Raw genomic sequence first — 21131 nt, 5'->3', positions numbered from 1 at the left:
CGGAAAACGAAAAAGGCGCCTGGAGTCGAAGCTCCAGGCGCCTTTGCCTGTACTCATCAGTGTGAGGCCCCTGTCGACCGCCGTTGGTCGTTGGGGCTGTTGTGCATTATGTGAAGCAGGGAGTGTGCCAGGCTCCCGCGCATCGCTGGTCAAACCAGCTCCCATGAGGGTTGCAGCGTGTCAGGCTGCCTTTAGGTATGAGCTGCCCAGGTGGTGCGGTCGCACAAGCAGGGTGCAGCCCTCACCACCGTGGTGCATCAATACACATCCCGCCGGTAGCGCTTGTCCCGTCCCAAGCCTTCGACATAGGCCGCTGCCGCGCTCTCGTCCAGGCCGCCGTGCTGCGCCACCACCTGGTGCAAGGCCGCATCCACATCCCGGGCCATGCGCTGGGCATCGCCACAGACATACACATGCGCGCCGTCCTGCAGCCAGCGCCACAGTTCGGCGCCCTGTTCCAGCAGGCGTTGCTGCACATAGATCTTCTCCGGCTGGTCGCGGGAGAACGCGGTGCTCAGGCGTACATGGCCCTGCGCTTCCCAGGCCAGCAACTGCTCGCGATAGTAGAAGTCGTGTGCCTCGTGCTGCTCGCCAAAGAACAGCCAGTTACGGCCACTTGCAGCGCGTGCCTGGCGCTCTTCGAGGAACGCCCGGAAGGGCGCGATGCCGGTGCCGGGGCCGATCATGACGATGGGCGTGCCGTCGTCGTCGGGCAGGCGGAAGTGTTTGGATGGTTGGGCAAAGATGGCCACTTCGACGTCCGCCGCACGATCAGCGAGAAAGGCCGAGCAGACCCCCTTGCGTTCGCCGTAGCGCACCGTGGACACCGTCAGGTGCACCTGCCCCGGATGCGTCTTGGGGCTTGAGCTGATCGAGTACAGCCGTGGCTGAAGGGGCTTGAGCAGTTCCAGCCAGCGGGCCAGTGGCCATTGCCGGGGAAACTCGCGCAGCACATCGACCAGTTGCCGGCCCCACAGCCAGTCCTTGAGCGCGGTCTTGCATTCTGGCTGCAACAGCTGTTGCAGAAATGGCGTGTTTTCGCTGAACGCTTCGAGCTGTCGTGGCGTGACACGGGTAATGTCCAGCTGCCGCTCCAGCGCCAGGCTCAGGGGCATCGGTTTCTGGCCTTCAAGCTCGACCACGGCCTGGCCATCGAGCTGCATCAGGCCAAGCAGTTCCTCGACCAGCGCCGGGCAGTTGCGCGGCCACACGCCCAGCGCATCACCGGGCTGGTAGTCCAGGCCGCTACCCGCGAGATCGAATACCAGTTGGCGGGTCTCCTTGGTCGAGCCGGGGCCATTGAGCAGGCGGTTCTGCACCAGGCGCGCAGGCCATGGCTGGTGTCTGCCCTGAGATTCGGCGGTTGCTGGTGCCGATATCGCGGGGGTGTTTGTGCCAAGGGCCGCCAGCAGGGCCTCGAGCCACGCACTGAATGCGGCATCGAAATCCGGCTCGCAGTCGATCCGCTCCAGCAGGCGCTGGCCGCCCAGTTCCGCCAGGCGCTGGTCGAGCTTGCGGCCGAAGCCGCAGAACTGATCGTAGCTGGAGTCGCCCAGGGCCAGCACCGCATAGGGCAGCTTGGCGCAGTCGGCGTCGCTCGCGCCCTGCAGGGCCTGCCAGAACGCGGCGCCACTGTCCGGGGCGTCGCCGTCGCCGAAGGTGCTGGCAATCAGCAGTACGCTGGCGCAGCCGCGCAGTTGTGTCGGACTGACGCTTTCCATGCTGCTGAGCTCCACCTTAAGCCCCGCCTCGCGCAGGCGTTGGGCGCAGCGTTCGGCCAGCGCCTCGCCGTTGCCGGTCTGCGAGGCCCACAACACGCGATGGCAAGGTACTGCTACCTGCGCTTGGGGCTGGGCAAACAACCCCGCCAGCAGGCCATCGACGAACAGGCGCCGGGCCGGCGCCAAGGGTGCGGTGGCCGGGAGGCTTGGCACACCCTCGGCGCGAGTCTGCTGCAGGCCAAGCAGGAAACCTTGCAGGTAATGGCGCTCCTCTTCGGCGAGCACCGGAGCAGGTTGTGTCTCCAGGCCCAGCAGTCGGGCGAGGGTGGCGGTCGGCATGGGGACGGGCTCCGCAGGAATGGTGACGTCCAGGTCGAGGACCTCGATGCGTTCGCCCGCGACCCGTTCGAGGGTCACGGCGCAGTACTTGAAGGCCGGTTGCAGCGAGGTGGGGTCGACGGCGTCGCAGGTCACCGCGTTGATCGCCAACTGCTCGCCGTACAGGTCATTCCAGTGGAACGGCGCGAAGCAGCCGCCGGGCAACACCCGGTCGCTGAGGCGGGCCGGCAGCAGCGCCTGGCCTCGGCGTGAGCGGATCGCTACCTGGTCCTTGTCGCGGATGCCCAGGCGGCGGGCATCGTCGGAATGGATCTCGACGAAGGGGCCGGGTTCGAGGCGGTTCAGACTCGGGACCTTGCCGGTCTTGGTCAGGGTATGCCAGTGGTGTTGCACGCGGCCGGTGTTGAGGACGAAGGGGTAGGCGTCGTCCGGCAGCTCGGCGGGCGCCAGCCAGGGCCGCGCGTGAAAGCGTGCCTTGCCGCTGGCGGTCGGAAAGGCCAGCGTCGCTGGCTGGCCGTGTTCGTCGTAGCGATAGCGCAGCGGGCTGCGGTCATCTTCGCGCCCCGGCGCGCAGGGCCACTGCCGGGGGCTGGCGCGCAGCCCGGCATAGTCGATGCCGCGCAGGTCGTAGCCGGTGTCCGGGTTATGGAAGCGGCGGATCTCCTCGAACACCGCCTCGGCGTCGGGGTAGTCGAAGGCATGCGCGTAGCCCAGGGCACAGGCGATGCGCGCGATCAGGCGCCAGTCCTCAAGGCTCTCGCCGGGCGGCTCGACGGCGCGGGGCATCAGGGTCAGGTTGCGCTCGCTGTTGATCATCACACCTTCACCCTCGGCCCACAGCGCCGCCGGCAGGAGAATGTCGGCGTAGCGGTTGGTCTCGGTGTCGAGGAAGGCGTCCTGGCTGATCACCAGTTGCGCCTGGTTCAGGCCGTCGATCACTTGCTGGCGATTGGCGACGCTGGCCACCGGGTTGCTGCAGATGATCCAGCAGGCCTTCACCTCGCCGCTCTTGAGCTGTTCGAACAGCGCCACGGTGCCTTCGCCGCCCTCGCTGCGCAACGTGCCGGGCGTGAGCTGCCATTGCCGCTCGACGAAGGCGCGGTCCGCCGCCACCTGCGCCGAACGCTGGCCCGGCAGACCCGGCCCCATGTAGCCCATCTCGCGACCGCCCATGGCGTTGGGCTGGCCGGTCAGCGAGAACGGCCCGCTGCCGGGGCGGCAGATGGCGCCGGTGGCCAGGTGCAGGTTGCACAGGGCATTTGTGTGCCAGGTGCCGTGGATGCTCTGGTTCAGGCCCATGGTCCAGCAGCTCATCCATTCACCGGCCTCGCCGATCAGGCGGGCGGCTTCGCGGATGTCGGCCTCGTCCAACCCGGTGATGGCCGCGACCCGTTGCGGGCTGTAGTCCTCGAGAAAAGCCGGCAGGTCCTCCCAGCCCTCGGTGTGGCGAGCGATGAAGTCCGCGTCGGTGTGGCCGTTGGCATGCAGCAGGTATAAAAGACCATTGAGCAGCGCCAGATCAGTGCCCGGGCGCAGTTGCAGGAACAGGTCGGCCTTGTCGGCGGTGGCGCTGCGCCGGGGATCGACGACGATCAGCCTGGCCCCGGCCTTGAGCCGGTCGAGCAGACGCAGGAACAGGATCGGGTGGCAGTCGGCCATGTTCGCGCCGATCACCAGGAACACCTCGGCGCGCTCGAAGTCCTGATAGCTGCCCGGCGGTCCGTCCGCCCCCAGCGACTGCTTGTAGCCGCTGCCGGCACTGGCCATGCACAGCCGCGAGTTGGACTCGATATGGCGGGTACGGATGAAGCCCTTGGCCAGTTTGTTGGCCAGGTACTGGGCTTCCAGCGACATCTGCCCGGACACGTACAAGGCCACGGCATCCGCGCCATGGGTGTCGATGATCGCGCGCAACCGCGCGGCGGTTTCGCTGATGGCCGTGTCCAGGCTGCGGCGCGCCGGCTGCTGGTTGCGCTGGTCGCGCACGAAGGCGTGGGCCATGCGCCCGGCCTGCAGCGGCACATGGGCGCTCTGGCCCTTGGTGCACAGGCGGCCGAAGTTGCTCGGGTGCTGCTTGTCGCCACTGACCTTGACCACCTTGCCATCGCTCACGTGCATGACGATGCCGCAGCCGACCCCGCAATACGGGCACACACTGCGCACTTGGCTGTCGCTCATCGGCAATCTCCTGCTGATGAAACGACAAAGGCGCCGGCTGCCCGGCCTGCAAACGGCAAGCGGGGCAACACGGCGCCTTCGTCGTGATGGGAGGGGACCATCGGCGTTGATGGTCTCGATGGCGTATGGGGAGCAAATCCCGGGCCATGTCATCGCGGGGCAAGCCCGCGCCCACGCTCAGCGAGGTGGCATGGGCTTGATCTGTGACGGGTGTGCACCGATACGGGGAGCCACGCACCAACGGATGACACATGCAAACGGACGGATATATGATTCGAATACGTTTCATATATAGGTAGCAACACATGGGCATCGTCAAGATCTCCGACGACCTCCACGAAGACCTGCGCGTGGCCAGCGCCGCGCTGTCGCGTTCGATCAACGCCCAGGCCGAGCATTGGATCCGCATCGGCATGCTGGCCGAACTGCACCCGCAAGCGACCTACCAGGAACTGCTGCGCCAGTTGCTGCGCCAGGAACAGGCCAACCTCAAGGAGTTGCTGCAATGAGCAAGGTCATCCTCAAGGACGCCGCCGAGCTCGAGCTGATGCGCAACGCCGGTCAGCTGCTGGCCCGGGTGTTCGCCGACCTCGACGGTTTCATTCGCCCCGGGGTGACCACGATGCAGATCAACGACCGCGCCGAGGCCTTCATCGTCGAAACCCTCAAGGCCCGCCCGGCGAGCAAGGGCCAGTACGGTTTCCCCTATTCGCTGAACACCTCGGTGGACCATGTGGTCTGCCATGGCATGCCCAAGGTCGACGAGGTGCTCAAGGAAGGCTCGATCGTCAACGTCGACATCACCCTGGAGCAGGGCGGCTACATTGCCGACTCGTCGAAGATGTACTGCATCGGCAAGATCGGCGACGAGGCCAGGCGTCTGGTCGACACCACCTATGCCGCCTTGTGGAAGGGCATCGAGCAGGTGCGTCCCGGCGCGACGCTCGGCGATATCGGCCATGCCATCCAGGCCCATGCCGAGGCCGCCGGCTACAGCGTGGTGCGTGAGTACTGCGGGCACGGCATTGGCCGGCAGATGCACGAGGCACCGGAGGTGCTGCACTACGGCCAGCGCGGCCTGGGCATGGCGCTGCAAGCGGGGATGGTGTTCACCATCGAGCCGATGATCAACCAGGGGGGGCGTGGCACGCGCGGGTTGCGCGATGGCTGGACGGTGATCACCCGCGACCACAGCCTGTCGGCGCAGTGGGAGCACACGGTGGCGGTGACCGAAAGCGGGTTCGAGGTGCTGACGCTGCGAGAGGAAGAGCAGCGGCCTGTGTGAAATTCTTCCGGCAACACGCCCTTGAACCGTCAATACTGGCCATTGGCTTCAAGCGCCGAGGATGAACAACCTTTCACCCAGGAACTTCCTGCGCGCAACCCGCTCTTATGCCGGTAGCCATTGGTCGCGGCCGCCTGCTAAGCTCGCGGCTTTACCCTGATTGCCCTCATGGCGCATGAACAAGGAAATTACATGAAACAGCATCGTTTGGCGGCCGCGGTTGCCCTGGTAGGCCTGGTCCTCGCGGGCTGCGACGCCCAGACCAGCAGCGTCGAGCTGAAGACTCCGGCACAGAAGGCCTCCTACGGTATCGGCCTGAACATGGGCAAGAGCCTGGCCCAGGAAGGCATGGACGACCTGGACTCGAAAGCCGTCGCCCAGGGCATCGAGGACGCGGTAGGCAAGAAAGAGCAGCGCATCAAGGACGAAGAGCTGGTCGAAGCCTTCACCGCCTTGCAGAAGCGCGCCGAGGAACGCCTGGCCAAGGCCAGCGAGGAAGCTGCCGCCGCCGGCAAGAAGTTCCTCGAGGAAAACGCCAAGAAGCCTGGCGTGATCACCACCGCTTCGGGCCTGCAGTATGAAGTGGTCAAGAAGGCCGACGGCCCGCAACCCAAGCCGACCGACGTGGTCACCGTCCACTACGAAGGCAAGCTGACCGACGGCAAGGTCTTCGACAGCTCCGTCGAGCGCGGCAGCCCGATCGACCTGCCGGTCAGCGGCGTGATCCCGGGCTGGGTCGAAGGCCTGCAACTGATGCACGTCGGCGAGAAGTACAAGCTGTACATCCCGGCTGAGCTGGCCTATGGCGCCCAGAGCCCGAGCCCGCTGATCCCGGCCAACTCGGTCCTGGTCTTCGACCTGGAACTGATTGCCATCAAGGATCCGGCCAAGGCCGACCAGGCACCGGCCAAGTAATACCCGGCCCGTTGCAAGAAGACGCCCCGTTTCGACGGGGCGTCGTCGTTTTCAGCTCGGCTTGACGCGAACCGTCGGCGTCATTCACTGTCGCAAGCTGTAGCCGCGCAGACACGGGTGCCGGTGTCGCAAAACGTTTGCGCGGTTGAAACGGTTGTGTAAAAAACGCCCGATTCGTACCTGGCCCTTGCCCGGCGGGCACCACGCGGCGCCAATGTCGCCCTGTTCACAAGGTTATCCACAATAAATGTGGATAACCCCTGCTCCTCTGGAGGTCCCATGAGCGCACCCTGGAATTTCGCCCGCTTCCTGCCCTTGGCCGAGCGCCTGCTCAGTCGTGGCCGGCTGCCGGCCCTGCTGTTCGCGGTGGCCCGCAAGGGGCCGAAGCTGGGCCAATTACGCGAGGACCTGCGCCTGATGCAGGCGCTGTGCCTGGCCTGGTGGCGTGGCGAGTACCGCGCCGTCAGCCCCAGGGCGCTGGTGACCATCGTTGCCGGGCTGCTGTATTTCGTCAGCCCCCTGGACGCCATCCCCGACTGGTTGCTGGGTGTCGGCCTGCTCGATGACATCGCCGTGCTGGGCTGGGTGCTCAAGACCGTGGCTGATGAGCTGGGCCGTTTCAAGGCCTGGCGCGATGCCCAGTCGCCGGAACGGCTGCGGGTGGTCGAGCGTCTGCCTGATACTCCCGAGGCCCTGCGCCTTGAGCGTCCTGGCAGCTGATTCCGCACAGACCCCCGAGGTTGGTAATATAATTGGCATAAGGGTTATGCCTACGGATTACATGCCGTAATCCAACGTCAAGGGGGTTGTATGGGTATTCAGGTCATCAGCCGGGACGGTCAGCCCGAGTACGCAGTGGTTCCCTGGGAGCACTATCAGAAGTTGCTGGCGGCCGCAGGCCAGGCGCCGGCCGTAGCTCCCGACTCAGTCAGTCCCAACGAGAGCACTCAACCGAGCGCCAGCCTGTCCTCCCTGGACCAGCTGGCGTCCTTGCGTGAGGCCAAGGGCCTGGCCCCGGAGCAACTGGCACGCAGTGTCGGCATCAGCCCGGCCTACCTGGCGATGATCGAGTCCGGGGAGCGACGCCCGGACGCTGCGATCCTGCGCAGCCTGGCCTGGCACCTGGGCGTGGCCGGCTGGAGCGAGCCGTCATGAGCCAGGTCAGGATCAGCCGTCAGCAGTGGCAGAGCCTGCTGACCGAGCTCGACCTGGCCCGCCGTCAACGCCACCTGCTCACGTACCGTGCGCTGCTCGAGCGTCTGCAATTGCCCAGCCCGGCCATGCAGACCCTGACGGCGGCCCTCGAGTACCTGGCGACCCTCGACGCCCGCGCCGAGCAGCCGCTGCGCAGTTCGCTGGTGATCAGCCAGGGGGCCAGCCGCCTGCCGCGCACCGGGTTCTTCGAGTGTGTCGAGCGCCTGGGGCGGTTTTCCGGACCGGTGGATGGCATGGAGGCGGCATCCTGGCATGCCTCGGAAGTGGTGCGGGTGTTCGAGTATCGCTACCCGGAAGAAGCCTGACAGGCATCGCGGGGCAAGTCGCATCGGCGCACCGCCGCTCCCACGCATTTCCCGGCGAGTCGACGGGCGATCATGGCAACACGGTGGTATCGATCAGGCTCAGGCCTGAACCACCGCCATCCTTGGCCTGGCGCTTGGCCTGGGAGGCGAGCTCGGCCAGTTGACCGGCATCCAGCCCGTCGCTGCTGCCCGGCTCCAGCCAGACCACGCCGATCGACAGTGACAGCAAGGCGAACGTCTCCCGCTGTCCCTGGCGGTTGTGGGCGATGAAGCACCCGGCCTCCAGGTGTTCGCTGCGGTAGAAGCGTCGACATTGCCGGCCAAAGGCCTCCAGCAGCAATTGCAGGCGCTCGCGCCAGTCCGTCGAGCCCAGCACCAGCATGAAGTCGTCGCCGCCGATATGGCCGACGAAATCCCGGCTCGGATCGACGCAGTCGTTCAGGCACTGGGCCAGGCACAACAGCACTTCATCGCCTCGGGCGTAGCCATAGATATCGTTGAAGGGCTTGAAACTGTCGATGTCCACGTAGCACACAGCTGCCTTGCGCCGCTGCAACAGCAGGCGCGCCAGGCACTGCTGGATCGGCACGTTGCCCGGCAGCAAGGTGAGCGGATTGGCATGCCGTGCCTGCTGGATCTTCTGCTCGGTGATCAGCTTGAGCACGTCGATCACCCGCCCCAGCCCCAGGTAACGCCCATTCTGGGTGATGATGAAGTCCTCCTCGATACGCTGGCGCGCACGGCTGGTAAGCAGGCGGCTGACCTGCTGCAGCGACTGGCCGCGCTCGACGGCGAGAAAGTCCTGGCTCATCAGGCGGCTGATCGGCTTGCGCGCGAACAGGTCGGTGCCGAAGGGCTTGAGCAGGGCGTCGGCGAGCAAGTGGCGGTGGACGATGCCACAGGGGCGGCCTTGCGCGTCCAGCACGGCGAGGGAATTGAGGTTGGCCTGTCGACGGAAAGCGTCGAGCACCTGCTGCGTGGCGGTGTCGAGGGTGACCGAGGGTTGCTGGATAAGCAGGGCGCTGAGGTCGCGGCTGTCCTCGCACAGCGCAACGCCCGAGCCTGTCATTGGCGGCGGCAGGCCGAGGCTGTCCACGACCGGAAACTCCTGGGGGCGGCCGAGCAGGTAGCCCTGGACCAGGGTCACCCCCATGTCGCCCAGTACCGCCAGTTCCTCGGCCAGTTCGATGCCCTCGGCGATCACCTGGGCGCGGGAGGCGCGGGCGATCTGCAGGATGGAGCCAACGAACTCGCGCTTGAGCGGGTCCTGGTGGATGCCATCGATGAAATGACGGTCGATCTTCACATAGTCCGGGCGCAGCTCCGACCACAGGCGCAGGCTCGAGTAGCCGGCGCCCAGGTCGTCCAGGGCAATGGAAAAGCCCATGTCGCGGTAGTGGTGCAGGGCGTTGTACAGCAGCTGGAAGTCTTCGGTGGGCGTCTGCTCGGTCAGTTCGATGACTACCCGGCTGGGCGCCAGGCCGAGCTGTTCGAGCATTTTCAGGGTGCGCCCGGACGGGTAGTCGGGTTCGACCAGGGACTCGGGCGAGACGTTGAGGAACAACTGGCCCGGCAGGTTAAGCTCGCTGAAACGGCGGCAGGCGGTTTCCCGGCACAGCACCTCCAGTTCGGCGAGGCGGCCGGCCTGGCGGGCGATGGCGAACAGGTTCAGCGGCGAGTGCAGCGGGCTGTTGGACGGGCCGCGGCTCAGGGCCTCGTAGCCGAGGATGCGCCTTTCAGAGAGGCAGACGATGGGTTGGAACAGACAGTGGACGCTGCGTTGAGCCAGGATGGCGCTCAATGCGCTGAGCTGTTCGGTGACGGTCATGGACTGCTTCCTGAAGTGAAAAAGGCCGGACGCTTGCACGTCCGGCCCTTCCATTTCACGACAGTCCGGTGACTGTTTGATGACAGGTCACATTATTTCGCCATCATTTCAGTGCTTGGCCACCGACGTGCTGAGGCCCAGATAGTCGAGCAGGATGCGACCGGTCTCGGACAGGTAGGCATCGTCCTCGGGCTTGGTGTCGTCCGGCTCGGCGGGCAGGGCGTCCTCGTCTTCCTTTTTCAGCTCCTTGAGCGGCTCTTCGCCCTTGGCCTTGCGGCGGATGTTCTCCAGCGCCAGCTGTTTGGCCTCGATCTCATCGTGGCGGGCGCGACGTTGCTGCTCGTTGAGGCTGACGGTCTTCTCGTTCATCAGCTTCTGGGTCAGCGCCAGGCGGTCGCGGATATAGACGAACTCGGCATCCTTGTCGCTGCGCGCCTCATGCTGCGCCTTGAGCTGGGCCAGGAACGGCTTGAACGGATCGGAAGCCGGTTTGACCACCGGGCGGATGGTGTCCCACGGCATGGCCTCCGGCAGGGCGCTTTCGCCGATTTCCTTGGTGTCGATGATCGACGGATAGGCGATGTCCGGCAGCACGCCCTGGTGCTGGGTGCTCTGCCCGGAAACCCGGTAGAACTTGGCCAGGGTCAGCTTGAGCTCGCCGTGGTTGAGCGGCTGGATGGTCTGCACGGTACCCTTGCCGAAGGTCTGGCCGCCGATGATCAGCGCGCGGTGGTAGTCCTGCATGGCACCGGCGAAGATCTCCGAGGCCGAGGCCGACAGGCGGTTCACCAGCAGCGCCAACGGGCCTTTGTAGAAGGCGCCCGGGTTCTCGTCCTCGAGCACGTCGACACGGCCGTCGGCGTTGCGCACCAGTACGGTCGGGCCCTTCTCGATGAACAGGCTGGTCAGCTCGGTGGCTTCCTGCAGCGAGCCGCCACCGTTGTTGCGCAGGTCGATGACCACGCCGTCGACTTTTTCCTTCTGCAGCTCGGTGAGCAGCTTCTTGACGTCGCGGGTGGTGCTCTTGTAGTCCGGGTCGCCAGCGCGATAGGCCTTGAAGTCCAGGTAGAAGGCCGGGATCTCGATGATGCCCAGCTTGTAGTCACGCCCGTCCTGCTTGAGCTTGAGCACCGACTTCTTCGCCGCCTGCTCTTCGAGCTTGACCGCTTCGCGGGTGATCGAGACGATCTTGCTGGTCTGGTCGTTCGGCGCGTTGCTGGCCGGAATCACCTCCAGGCGCACCACCGAGCCTTTCGGGCCGCGGATCAGCTTGACCACTTCGTCCAGGCGCCAGCCGACCACGTCGACCATTTCCTTGTTGCCCTGGGCCACGCCGATGATCTTGTCGGCCGGGGCCACCTGCTTGGTCTTGGCGGCAGGGCCTGCCGGCACCAGGCGCACGATCTTGACCTGGTCGTTGTCGCTCTGCAGCACCGCGCCGATGCCCTCAAGCGACAGGCTCATGTTGATGTCGAAGTTCTCGGCGTTGTCCGGCGACAGGTAGTTGGTGTGCGGGTCGTAGGACTGGGCGAAGGTGTTGATGTAGGCCTGGAAGATGTCTTCCGCGCGGGTCTGGTCCAGGCGCGCCAGCTGGTTCTTGTAGCGCTTGATCAGGGTTTCCTGGACCTGCTTGAGTTCCTTGCCGGAGATCTTCTGGCGCAGCACCTCGTCTTTCACGCGCTTGCGCCACAGGTCGTCGAGTTCGGCCTGGTTCTTCATCCACGGCGCGTCCTTGCGGTCGACCAGCAGGTCTTCCTTGACGCTGAAGTCGATCTTGTCGACGCCCTTGTTCAGTTCGCCCAGGGCATAGTCCAGACGCTGCTTCACGCGGTCCAGGTAGCGTTTGTAGATGGTGAAGCCGGGCTCGAGGTTGCCGCTCTTGAGGAAGTCGTCGAACTGGGTCTTCCATTTGTCGAATTCGGCGATGTCGGCCGCGGTGAAGTAGCTGCGCGAGGGGTCGAGCAGCTTGATGTAGCTGTCGTAGATGATGACCGAACGGGCGTCGTCCAGCGGCGGCTTGCTGTAGTGGTGGCGCTTGAGCAATTCGACGATGTTGAGGCTGGCCACGACCTCGTCGCGGTCCGGCTGCAGGCTGTCCCACTTGTTGGCGGCGGCCGCATTGCCACCGAGCGTGAGGCTGCCCAGGCCGATCATGAGGGCGAGGGCGGTGCTGGGGAGGAAATGCTTCATGCTGATTCGACGTGGAGGCAATTGATCACGCATAGTAGGCCGTCTTATCCGTTCGCCGGTTCCATCGGAGCCGGACGCATACTGCAAAAAGCCTGGGACTTGGCGTTCCCAGGCTCGGTCATATGATTCAACTATGGAGGCACTGTGAAGGCATTGCAAGGCGTTGACGGACATGTGGCGTGGGTCGAGGCCGAGCGCCCGGCCTGCGATGCCGGGCAGGTGCGCATTCGCGTGGCCGCCGCCGGGCTGAATCGTGCCGACCTGCTGCAGCGGGCCGGACTGTACCCGCCGCCGCCCGGCGCCAGCCCCTATATGGGCCTGGAGTGCTCAGGGATCATCGAGGAGGTCGGAGCCGGCGCCGACTGGCGCGTGGGCGACCGGGTCTGCGCGCTGCTGGCCGGTGGCGGCATGGCCGAGGAAGTCGTGGTCGACGCCCGGCATGTGTTGCCGGTGCCTGAAGGCCTGAGCCTGCACGAGGCGGCGGCGGTGCCCGAGGTGTATGCCACGGCCTGGCTGAACATCTTCCAATTGGGCGCATTGAAAGCCGGTGAGAAGGTGCTGGTGCATGCCGGTGCCAGTGGCGTGGGTTCCGCGGCGATCCAGCTGTGCAAGGCGTTCGGCAACCCGGTGTGGGTCAGTGTCGGTTCGCCGGAGCGCCTGGCCTATTGTCAGGCCCTCGGGGCCGCGGGCGGCGTGGTGCGCAATGGCAACCTCGACGACCTGGAGCAGCTCGGGCCGTTCGACGTGATCCTCGACCCGGTGGGCGCCAGCTATGGCCCGCTCAACCTCAAGCTGTTGGCTCGTGACGGGCGCTGGGTGATCATCGGTCTGATGGGCGGGCGCAAGGTCGAACTGGACCTTGCGCTGGTGCTGGGCAAGCGCCTGGAAATTACCGGTTCGACCTTGCGCAATCGCGATGACGCGTTCAAGGCAGAGTTGTTGCGCGAGCTGCGCCAGCAGGTGTGGCCCCTGTTCGCCGAGGGGCGCCTGTCGCCACAGCTGGTCGACACCTACCCGGTGGCGTTCGCCGAGGCGGCCTATGCGGAACTGGCGAGCAACCAGGTGTCCGGCAAGCTGGTGCTGGTGATCGATCCGACACTCGTGTGATCTGGCGCATGGCCCTGTAGGAGCGGCCTTGTGCCGCGAAAGGGGTGCGAAGCACCCCCATCGATTGATGCGTTATCGCTGATATCCTGGGGCTGCGTCGCAGCCCTTTCGCGGCACAAGGCTGCTCCTACAGGGATCGCGCAGACTGCCTACGGCACCAGAATGGTGTCCCGGGCCTCGGGCAGCATCCCCGGGTAGTCCAGGGTGTAGTGCAGGCCCCGGCTTTCCTTGCGTTGCATCGCCGAGCGGATCATCAGCTCGGCCACCTGCGCCAGGTTGCGCAGCTCGATCAGGTCGCGGCTGACCTTGTAGTTGCTGTAGAACTCGTCGATCTCGTCCAGCAGCATGCGTACCCGGTGCTCGGCGCGTTGCAGGCGCTTGCTGGTGCGCACGATGCCTACATAGTCCCACATGAACCGCCGCAGCTCGTCCCAGTTGTGGGCGATGATCACGTCCTCGTCCGAGTCGGTCACCTGGCTTGCGTCCCAGCAGGGCAGGGCGCGGGGCATGGCCACCTGGTCCAGGCGCGCCTCGATGTCGGCGGCGGCGGCGCGGCCATAGACGAAGCATTCGAGCAGTGAATTGCTGGCCATGCGGTTGGCACCGTGCAGGCCGGTGAAACTGGTCTCGCCGATGGCGTACAGGCCGGGCACGTCGGTGTGGCCGTGCTCGTCGATCATCACCCCACCGCAGGTGTAGTGGGCCGCGGGCACCACCGGGATCGGCTGGCGGGTGATGTCGATGCCGAAGGTCAGGCAGCGTTCGTAGACCGTCGGGAAGTGGCTGGTGATGAAGTCGGCCGGTTTGTGGCTGATGTCCAGGTAGACGCAGTCCACGCCCAGGCGCTTCATCTCGTGGTCGATGGCGCGGGCGACGATGTCCCGTGGCGCCAGTTCCTCGCGCGGATCGAAGCGCGGCATGAAGCGCTCGCCGTTGGGCAGGCGCAGCAGGGCGCCCTCGCCGCGCAGGGCCTCGGTGATCAGGAAGCTCTTGGCCTGCGGGTGGTACAGGCAGGTCGGATGGAACTGGTTGAACTCCAGGTTCGCCACCCGGCAGCCGGCGCGCCAGGCCATGGCGATGCCGTCGCCGCAGGCGCCGTCGGGGTTGCTGGTATACAGGTAGACCTTGGCCGCGCCGCCGGTGGCCAGCACGGTGAAGCGTGCGCCGAAGGTGTCCACCTCACCGGAGTTGCGGTTCAGTACGTAGGCGCCCAGGCAGCGGTCGCCGTCCAGGCCAAGGCGGCGCTCGGTGATCAGGTCGACGGCCACGCGCTGTTCGAGCAGCTCGATGTTCGAACGTTGCCGGGCCTGTTCCAGCAAGGTGGTGAAGATCGCGGCGCCGGTGGCGTCGGCGGCATGGATGATGCGCCGGTGGCTGTGGCCGCCCTCGCGGGTCAGGTGGAATTCGAAGCCGCCGTCGTCGACGCTGTAGTGTTCATCACGGGTGAATGGCACGCCTTGCTCGATCAGCCACTGGATGGCCTCGCGGCTGTGCTCGACGGTGAAGCGCACGGCGTCCTCGTGGCACAGCCCGCCACCGGCGTTGAGGGTGTCCTCGACATGGGACTGCACGGTGTCGGTGTCGTCGAGTACCGCGGCGACGCCGCCCTGGGCCCAGAAGGTCGAGCCGTTGGCCAGGTCGCCCTTGCTCAGCACGGCGATGCGCAGGTGGCGCGGAAGGTTAAGTGCCAGGCTGAGACCGGCGGCACCGCTGCCGATCACCAGGACATCATGTTGGAATTGTTGGCTCATGTCGGGACACTAGTAATCTTTGGAAGGGGCACGGCACAATAGTCGAGCGCAGATGGCACTGTGAAACTATCGTGAAACCTGGCCGGGATGCCTTTATAGCAGCCCCGGGCGCCTGATTTCCAATGGCGCATATGGGGTGGTGGCGATCTTTTTAGGAACTTTCCGATACTCTTGGAAATCCTATGAAGGCTGCCCGTACGCCACAGATTGCCGCGGCGACGCAAGGAGGCAGCTCTATCTTGGGCTGACACCTGCGTAACGAAACCAGATTATCGACGCAGCCGGCCGTGACCGCGCTGCGTCTTTCGTGCGAGCCGACCAAGGGCCGCAGGAAACTTGCTTGGAGGGGAGAACTTTTGCGCAAAGCCCGAGTCTATGGTTGCAAGCCTGAACGATGGCTGTTGCAGCGCTCCTTCGAGATCACTGAGGAGTGTTCATGCTAACCCAGGAAGAGGATCAGCAGCTTGTCGAGCGCGTGCAGCGTGGCGACAGGCGAGCTTTCGATCTGTTGGTGCTGAAGTATCAGCACAAGATTCTCGGGTTGATCGTGCGTTTCGTACACGACACCCATGAGGCGCAGGACGTGGCGCAGGAAGCCTTCATCAAGGCATACCGGGCGCTTGGGAATTTTCGCGGTGACAGTGCTTTTTATACCTGGCTGTACCGCATCGCCATCAACACGGCGAAGAACTATCTGGTGTCCCGCGGCAGACGGCCACCAGACAGCGATGTGAGCTCCGAGGATGCGGAGTTTTACGACGGCGATCATGGTCTCAAGGATCTCGAGTCCCCAGAGCGCGCGTTGTTGCGGGATGAAATCGAAGGCACTGTCCATCGCACCATCCAGCAACTGCCGGAAGACCTGCGTACAGCATTGACGCTGCGCGAGTTCGATGGACTGAGTTACGAGGACATTGCCAGCGTCATGCAATGTCCGGTGGGTACCGTGCGCTCTCGAATCTTCCGCGCTCGGGAGGCCATAGACAAAGCCCTGCAACCCTTGTTGCAGGAAACCTGAGACAGCGGCGACAGCCAAGAGAGGAACCGCCATGAGTCGTGAAGCTTTGCAGGAATCGCTGTCCGCGGTGATGGATAACGAAGCGGACGAATTGGAACTGCGTCGCGTGCTGAATGCCGTCGACGATGCCGAAACCCGTGCCACCTGGTCGCGTTACCAGGTCGCCCGCGCAGCCATGCACAAGGAGCTTCTGCTGCCCAAGCTGGACATCGCCTCGGCGGTTTCCGCAGCGCTGGCTGACGAGGCCGTGCCGGCCAAGGTCAAGCAGGGCCCGTGGCGCAGCCTCGGCCGCCTGGCCGTGGCCGCTTCGGTGACCGTTGCCGTGCTGGCCGGCGTGCGTTTCTACAACCAGGACGAGATCACCGGTGCCGAACTGGCCGCCCAGCAGCCTGCCCAGCAGGGCCTGAGCATGCCACAGGCGCAAGGCCCAGCCGTATTGGCAGGCTATAGTGAAGGCAACGAGCAACCGACCGGGCCGATGGCCAACGGTGTGCTGCAGAACCAGGCCGGCTGGGATCAACGCCTGCCGGGCTACCTGCGCCAGCACGCCCAGGAGTCCGCGCTGAAGGGCAACGAGACCGCGCTGCCTTACGCCCGCGCCGCCAGCCTGGAAAACCGCTAAGTTAAGGAGGATCATGCGCGCGCTACCTCTCCTGTCGCTGCTGCTTGGCAGCAGCCTGACGGTGCAGGCCCTGGCCGCAAACTCATCGCCCGAGGCGAGCGAGTGGCTGAACAAGCTGGCACGGGCCGAGCAGCAGCAGAGTTACCAGGGATCCTTCGTCTACGAACGCAACGGCAGCTTCTCATCCCACGATATCTGGCATCGCGTCCAGGACGGCAAGGTCAGCGAGCGGCTGCTGCAGCTCGACGGCTCGGCCCAGGAAATCGTGCGGGTCGATGGCAAGGTGCAGTGCGTCAGCGGCAACCTGGTCAGCAGCGTGGGCACACCGCCGGACAGCGCTCCGCGGGTGCTTGATCCCCTGAAGCTCATGGGCTGGTACGACCTGAGCGTGGCAGGCAAGTCACGCGTCGCCGGGCGCGACGCGGTGATTGTCGCGCTCACCCCGCGTGACCAGCATCGCTATGCCTTCGAATTGCACCTGGACCGCCGCACCGGCTTGCCCCTGCGTTCGTTGATGCTCAACGACAAGGGCCAGTTGCTCGAGCGCTTCCAGATGACCCGCCTGGACACCGACGCTGTGCCAACCGACGCCGAACTGGCTGCCGGTGCCAGCTGCAAGCCAGTCGAACGTTCAGTGGCCGGCACAGCCGAAACCGTCGCCGGATGGCGTTCGGACTGGCTGCCGCCGGGGTTCGAGCTGGTCAATAGTTCGGTTCGCCGCGACCCTGAGCGCAAGAGCAACGTCAGTAGCCTCATGTATGACGACGGCCTGGCCCGTTTCTCGGTGTTCCTCGAGCCGATCGGCAACGAGGCCGGTGTCGATACCCGTGCCCAGCTCGGCCCCACCGTCGCGGTGTCGCGGCGCCTGAACACACCCAAGGGCAAGGTAATGGTCACCGTGGTCGGCGAGATCCCGCTGGGCACCGCCGAGCGTGTCGCCCTGTCGATGCGGGCCCAGGATGCCCAGGCGCGTCAATGACGGCGCGCCCTCTGACAGCTCTTGTTACACAGAGCTGACATGAAATTAAGGCATTGTCATTTGCAATCCTGCCGCAAATTTTCTATAGGTCAGGCTTCTCGGAGTCTGGCCTTTCCTGCGTCTGCGGGAACCTTACTGCTAACTACGCTCGTTGTGACGGGAGCCGTATGTCAATACCACGCTTGAAAACCTACCTATCGATGTTCGCCGCCGTGCTCATGCTCGGCCAGGTGCTCAGCGCCCAGGCCGAGGAGTCCCTGCCGGACTTCACCACCCTGGTCGAGCAGGCCTCGCCAGCGGTGGTCAACATCAGTACCAAGCAGAAACTGCCGGATCGCCGCGTCGCCGCCGGGCAGATGCCGGACCTCGAAGGCCTGCCGCCGATGTTCCGCGAGTTCTTCGAGCGCAATATGCCGCAGCAGCCGCGTTCGCCCCGTGGCGACCGCCAGCGCGAGGCGCAGTCGCTGGGTTCGGGCTTCATCATCTCCAGCGATGGCTATGTGCTGACCAACAACCACGTGGTGGCCGACGCCGACGAGATCATCGTCCGTCTGTCCGACCGCAGCGAACTGCAGGCCAAGCTGGTAGGCACCGACCCGCGCACCGATGTGGCCCTGCTCAAGGTCGAAGGCAAGAACCTGCCGACCGTCAAGCTGGGCGACTCGGAGAAGCTCAAGGTTGGTGAGTGGGTGCTGGCCATCGGCTCGCCGTTCGGCTTCGACCATTCGGTGACCAAAGGTATCGTCAGCGCCAAGGGCCGTACGCTGCCCAACGACACCTATGTGCCGTTCATCCAGACCGACGTGGCCATCAACCCGGGTAACTCCGGTGGCCCGCTGTTCAACATGAAAGGTGAGGTGGTGGGGATCAACTCGCAGATCTTCACCCGTTCCGGCGGCTTCATGGGCCTGTCGTTCGCCATCCCGATCGATGTGGCGATCGATGTGTCGAACCAGCTGAAGAAAGACGGCAAGGTCAGCCGCGGCTGGCTGGGCGTGGTGATCCAGGAGGTCAACAAGGACCTGGCCGAATCCTTCGGCCTGGACAAGCCGGCCGGCGCCCTGGTGGCCCAGGTCCTGGAAAACGGCCCGGCAGCCAAGGGCGGCCTGCAGGTGGGTGACGTGATCCTGAGCATGAATGGCCAGCCGATCGTCATGTCCGCCGACCTGCCGCACCTGGTTGGTAGCCTCAAGGACGGCGAGAAGGCCAAGCTGGAGATCATCCGCAACGGCAAGCGCCAGAACCTGGATGTCACCATCGGCGCATTGCCCGAGGATGACGCCGACATCGGCCTGGGCGCGGGTGCCGATGGCAGCGCCGAGCGCAGCAGCAACCGCCTCGGTGTGTCCGTGTCCGACCTGACCGCCGAGCAGAAGAAGTCGCTGGAACTCAAGGGCGGTGTGGTCATCAAGGAAGTCCAGGATGGTCCGGCGGCCATGATCGGCCTGCGTCCGGGTGATGTCATCAGCCACCTGAACAACCAGGCCATCGCCTCGGCCAAGCAGTTCACCGAGATCGCCAAGGAGCTGCCGAAGAACCGTTCGGTGTCCATGCGCGTGCTGCGTCAAGGGCGTGCGAGCTTCATCACCTTCAAGCTGGCTGAGTAAGCGGGTTGAACGGTAGGGAAAGGGCAGCTTCGGCTGCCTTTTTTCATGAGCAGCAGGCTTGATGGTCCTGCGTGGGAGCGGGCTTGCCCCGCGATGTGGCTCGATCAGGCAACATTTTCAGCTGATCGGACGCCATCGCGGGGCAAGCCCGCTCCCACGCTAACCGATAGGCAGGTGACAAGGGTTCTCCCATATCCCTCCGGCTTGAGGTACAATTCCCGGCTATTTTTCGGCGGGCGTCCGGCTCGCAGCCTTTTCGAGTGTTGACCCGTGAGTGATTTGAGTCATATCCGCAATTTCTCCATCATCGCCCACATCGACCATGGCAAGTCGACGCTGGCCGACCGTTTCATCCAGATGTGCGGTGGCCTGACTGCGCGCGAAATGGAAGCTCAGGTTCTCGACTCCATGGATCTCGAGCGCGAGCGCGGTATCACCATCAAAGCCCACAGCGTCACGCTGCACTACAAGGCTCAGGATGGTAAGACCTACCAGCTGAACTTCATCGATACCCCCGGCCACGTCGACTTCACCTATGAAGTCTCGCGCTCGCTGGCGGCGTGCGAGGGTGCGCTGCTGGTGGTCGATGCCGGTCAAGGTGTCGAGGCCCAGTCCGTGGCCAACTGCTACACCGCCATCGAGCAGGGCCTGGAAGTCATGCCCGTGCTGAACAAGATGGACCTGCCCCAGGCCGACCCGGACCGCGTCAAGGACGAGATCGAGAAGATCATCGGCATCGACGCCACCGACGCCGTGGCCTGCAGCGCCAAGAGCGGCATGGGCGTCGACGAGGTACTCGAGCGCCTGGTGCAGACCATCCCCGCGCCGGAAGGCGAGATCGATGCGCCGCTGCAGGCACTGATCATCGACTCCTGGTTCGACAACTACCTGGGCGTGGTCTCGCTGGTGCGCGTGCGCCAGGGCCGCGTCAAGAAAGGCGACAAGATCCTGGTCAAGTCCACCGGCAAGGTGCACCTGGTCGACAGCGTCGGCGTGTTCACGCCCAAGCACACCCAGACCGCCGACCTGAAAGCCGGTGAAGTGGGCTTCATCATCGCCAGCATCAAGGACATTCACGGCGCGCCGGTCGGTGACACCCTGACCCTGTCCAGCACCCCTGAAGTCGAAGTGCTGCCAGGCTTCAAGAAGATCCAGCCGCAGGTCTACGCCGGCCTGTTCCCGGTCAGCTCCGACGACTTCGAGGATTTCCGCGACGCCCTGCAGAAGCTCACGCTGAACGACTCGTCGCTGCAGTACATGCCGGAAAGCTCCGACGCCCTGGGCTTCGGCTTCCGTTGCGGCTTCCTCGGCATGCTGCACATGGAGATCATCCAGGAGCGCCTGGAGCGCGAATACGACCTGGACCTGATCACCACCGCGCCAAGCGTGATCTACGAGCTCGAACTCAAGACCGGCGAGACCATCACCGTCGACAACCCGTCGAAGCTGCCGGACGTCTCGGCGGTCAACGACTTCCGCGAGCCAATCGTCACCGCGACCATCCTGGTACCCCAGGAGCACCTGGGCAACGTCATCACCCTGTGCATCGAGAAGCGTGGCGTGCAGCGCGACATGCAGTTCCTCGGCAGCCAGGTGCAGGTGCGCTACGACCTGCCGATGAACGAAGTGGTGCTGGACTTCTTCGACCGCCTGAAGTCCACCAGCCGCGGCTACGCCTCGCTGGACTACCATTTCGACCGCTACCAGTCGGCCAACCTGGTCAAGCTGGACGTGCTGATCAACGGCGACAAGGTCGATGCCCTGGCCCTGATCGTGCACCGCGACAACGCCGCCTACAAAGGCCGTGCGTTGACCGAAAAGATGAAGGAACTGATCCCTCGGCAGATGTTCGATGTGGCGATCCAGGCAGCCATTGGCGGCCAGATCATCGCGCGGACAACCGTCAAGGCGCTCAGAAAGAACGTACTGGCCAAGTGCTACGGCGGTGACGTCAGCCGTAAGAAAAAGCTGCTGGAGAAGCAGAAGGCCGGTAAGAAACGCATGAAGCAGGTGGGTAACGTGGAGATTCCACAGGAAGCCTTCCTTGCCGTGCTCAGGTTGGATAGCTAGG

At 64.8% G+C, this 21131-nt stretch carries 16 protein-coding genes; 12 read left to right on the top strand and 4 right to left on the bottom strand.

Features of this window, described 5'->3' with window-relative positions; translation table 11 throughout:
- Window positions 1-257: 257 nt before the first annotated feature.
- Window positions 258-4238, bottom strand: a complete 3981-nt coding sequence (locus tag K2O50_RS21000) for a bifunctional nitrate reductase/sulfite reductase flavoprotein subunit alpha (RefSeq protein ID WP_050703974.1) — start codon at window positions 4236-4238, stop codon at window positions 258-260.
- A 305-nt stretch (window positions 4239-4543) separates the two neighbouring features.
- Between K2O50_RS21000 and K2O50_RS20995 the strand changes: the two genes are divergently transcribed.
- The 6 genes from K2O50_RS20995 to K2O50_RS20970 all read left to right on the top strand — a co-directional run bounded on the left by K2O50_RS20995 (window position 4544) and on the right by K2O50_RS20970 (window position 7958).
- Window positions 4544-4747 (top strand): ParD-like family protein, encoded by a 204-nt coding sequence (locus K2O50_RS20995; protein WP_050703975.1) that lies wholly within the window; start codon window positions 4544-4546, stop codon window positions 4745-4747.
- Window positions 4744-5523: a type I methionyl aminopeptidase gene (map, locus tag K2O50_RS20990; protein WP_050703976.1), complete on the top strand. Its 780-nt coding sequence runs from the start codon at window positions 4744-4746 to the stop codon at window positions 5521-5523. Before K2O50_RS20995 ends, map begins: the two co-directional genes overlap by 4 nt.
- A 192-nt stretch (window positions 5524-5715) precedes the next feature.
- On the top strand, window positions 5716-6438 hold the full coding sequence (locus K2O50_RS20985) for an FKBP-type peptidyl-prolyl cis-trans isomerase (protein WP_050703977.1): 723 nt from the start codon (window positions 5716-5718) through the stop codon (window positions 6436-6438).
- Between the two features lie 279 nt (window positions 6439-6717).
- On the top strand, window positions 6718-7158 hold the full coding sequence (locus tag K2O50_RS20980; RefSeq protein ID WP_050703978.1) for a YkvA family protein: 441 nt from the start codon (window positions 6718-6720) through the stop codon (window positions 7156-7158).
- A 90-nt stretch (window positions 7159-7248) separates the two neighbouring features.
- The gene (locus K2O50_RS20975; protein ID WP_050703979.1) at window positions 7249-7593 is read left to right on the top strand and encodes a helix-turn-helix transcriptional regulator; all 345 of its coding nucleotides are present in this window, start codon (window positions 7249-7251) and stop codon (window positions 7591-7593) included.
- A complete protein-coding gene (locus K2O50_RS20970; protein WP_050703980.1) occupies window positions 7590-7958 on the top strand; it encodes a hypothetical protein in 369 nt (122 codons plus the stop codon). Before K2O50_RS20975 ends, K2O50_RS20970 begins: the two co-directional genes overlap by 4 nt.
- A 70-nt stretch (window positions 7959-8028) precedes the next feature.
- Here the strand turns inward: K2O50_RS20970 and K2O50_RS20965 are convergent, their stop codons facing one another.
- Both K2O50_RS20965 and K2O50_RS20960 read right to left on the bottom strand, forming a co-directional pair.
- On the bottom strand, window positions 8029-9786 hold the full coding sequence (locus K2O50_RS20965) for a bifunctional diguanylate cyclase/phosphodiesterase (RefSeq protein WP_050703981.1): 1758 nt from the start codon (window positions 9784-9786) through the stop codon (window positions 8029-8031).
- A 108-nt stretch (window positions 9787-9894) separates the two neighbouring features.
- Entirely contained in the window at window positions 9895-11976 is a 2082-nt protein-coding gene (locus tag K2O50_RS20960; RefSeq protein ID WP_052896222.1) for a carboxy terminal-processing peptidase, read from the bottom strand.
- Between the two features lie 144 nt (window positions 11977-12120).
- Between K2O50_RS20960 and K2O50_RS20955 the strand changes: the two genes are divergently transcribed.
- On the top strand, window positions 12121-13083 hold the full coding sequence (locus K2O50_RS20955) for an NAD(P)H-quinone oxidoreductase (RefSeq protein ID WP_050703983.1): 963 nt from the start codon (window positions 12121-12123) through the stop codon (window positions 13081-13083).
- Window positions 13084-13232: 149 nt separating this feature from the next.
- On the opposite strand, the gene nadB is transcribed toward K2O50_RS20955, so the two are convergent.
- Window positions 13233-14834, bottom strand: a complete 1602-nt coding sequence (nadB, locus tag K2O50_RS20950; protein WP_050703984.1) for an L-aspartate oxidase — start codon at window positions 14832-14834, stop codon at window positions 13233-13235.
- 436 nt (window positions 14835-15270) lie between these two features.
- On the opposite strand from nadB, the gene rpoE reads away from it, so the two are divergent.
- The 5 genes from rpoE (at window position 15271) to lepA (ending at window position 21130) form a co-directional block, all read left to right on the top strand.
- Window positions 15271-15852: an RNA polymerase sigma factor RpoE gene (gene rpoE / locus K2O50_RS20945; protein ID WP_010220971.1), complete on the top strand. Its 582-nt coding sequence runs from the start codon at window positions 15271-15273 to the stop codon at window positions 15850-15852.
- Between the two features lie 31 nt (window positions 15853-15883).
- Window positions 15884-16474 carry a sigma-E factor negative regulatory protein gene (locus K2O50_RS20940; RefSeq protein ID WP_050703985.1) on the top strand — a complete coding sequence of 197 codons (591 nt, stop codon included), beginning with the start codon at window positions 15884-15886 and terminating at the stop codon, window positions 16472-16474.
- A 13-nt stretch (window positions 16475-16487) separates the two neighbouring features.
- On the top strand, window positions 16488-17453 hold the full coding sequence (locus tag K2O50_RS20935) for a MucB/RseB C-terminal domain-containing protein (protein WP_050703986.1): 966 nt from the start codon (window positions 16488-16490) through the stop codon (window positions 17451-17453).
- A 200-nt stretch (window positions 17454-17653) separates the two neighbouring features.
- Window positions 17654-19060, top strand: a complete 1407-nt coding sequence (locus K2O50_RS20930) for a DegQ family serine endoprotease (RefSeq protein ID WP_371263124.1) — start codon at window positions 17654-17656, stop codon at window positions 19058-19060.
- Between the two features lie 270 nt (window positions 19061-19330).
- Window positions 19331-21130, top strand: coding sequence for a translation elongation factor 4 (gene lepA, locus K2O50_RS20925; RefSeq protein WP_050703987.1), 1800 nt, complete (start codon window positions 19331-19333; stop codon window positions 21128-21130).
- Window position 21131 lies beyond the last annotated feature (1 nt).

The sequence above is a fragment of the Pseudomonas sp. 2hn genome (genome assembly GCF_019646095.1).
Classification (GTDB): Bacteria; Pseudomonadota; Gammaproteobacteria; order Pseudomonadales; family Pseudomonadaceae; genus Aquipseudomonas; species Aquipseudomonas peradeniyensis.
Note: the sequence above shows the minus strand (reverse complement) of the source record. Positions and strands in the feature narration are given on the sequence as shown.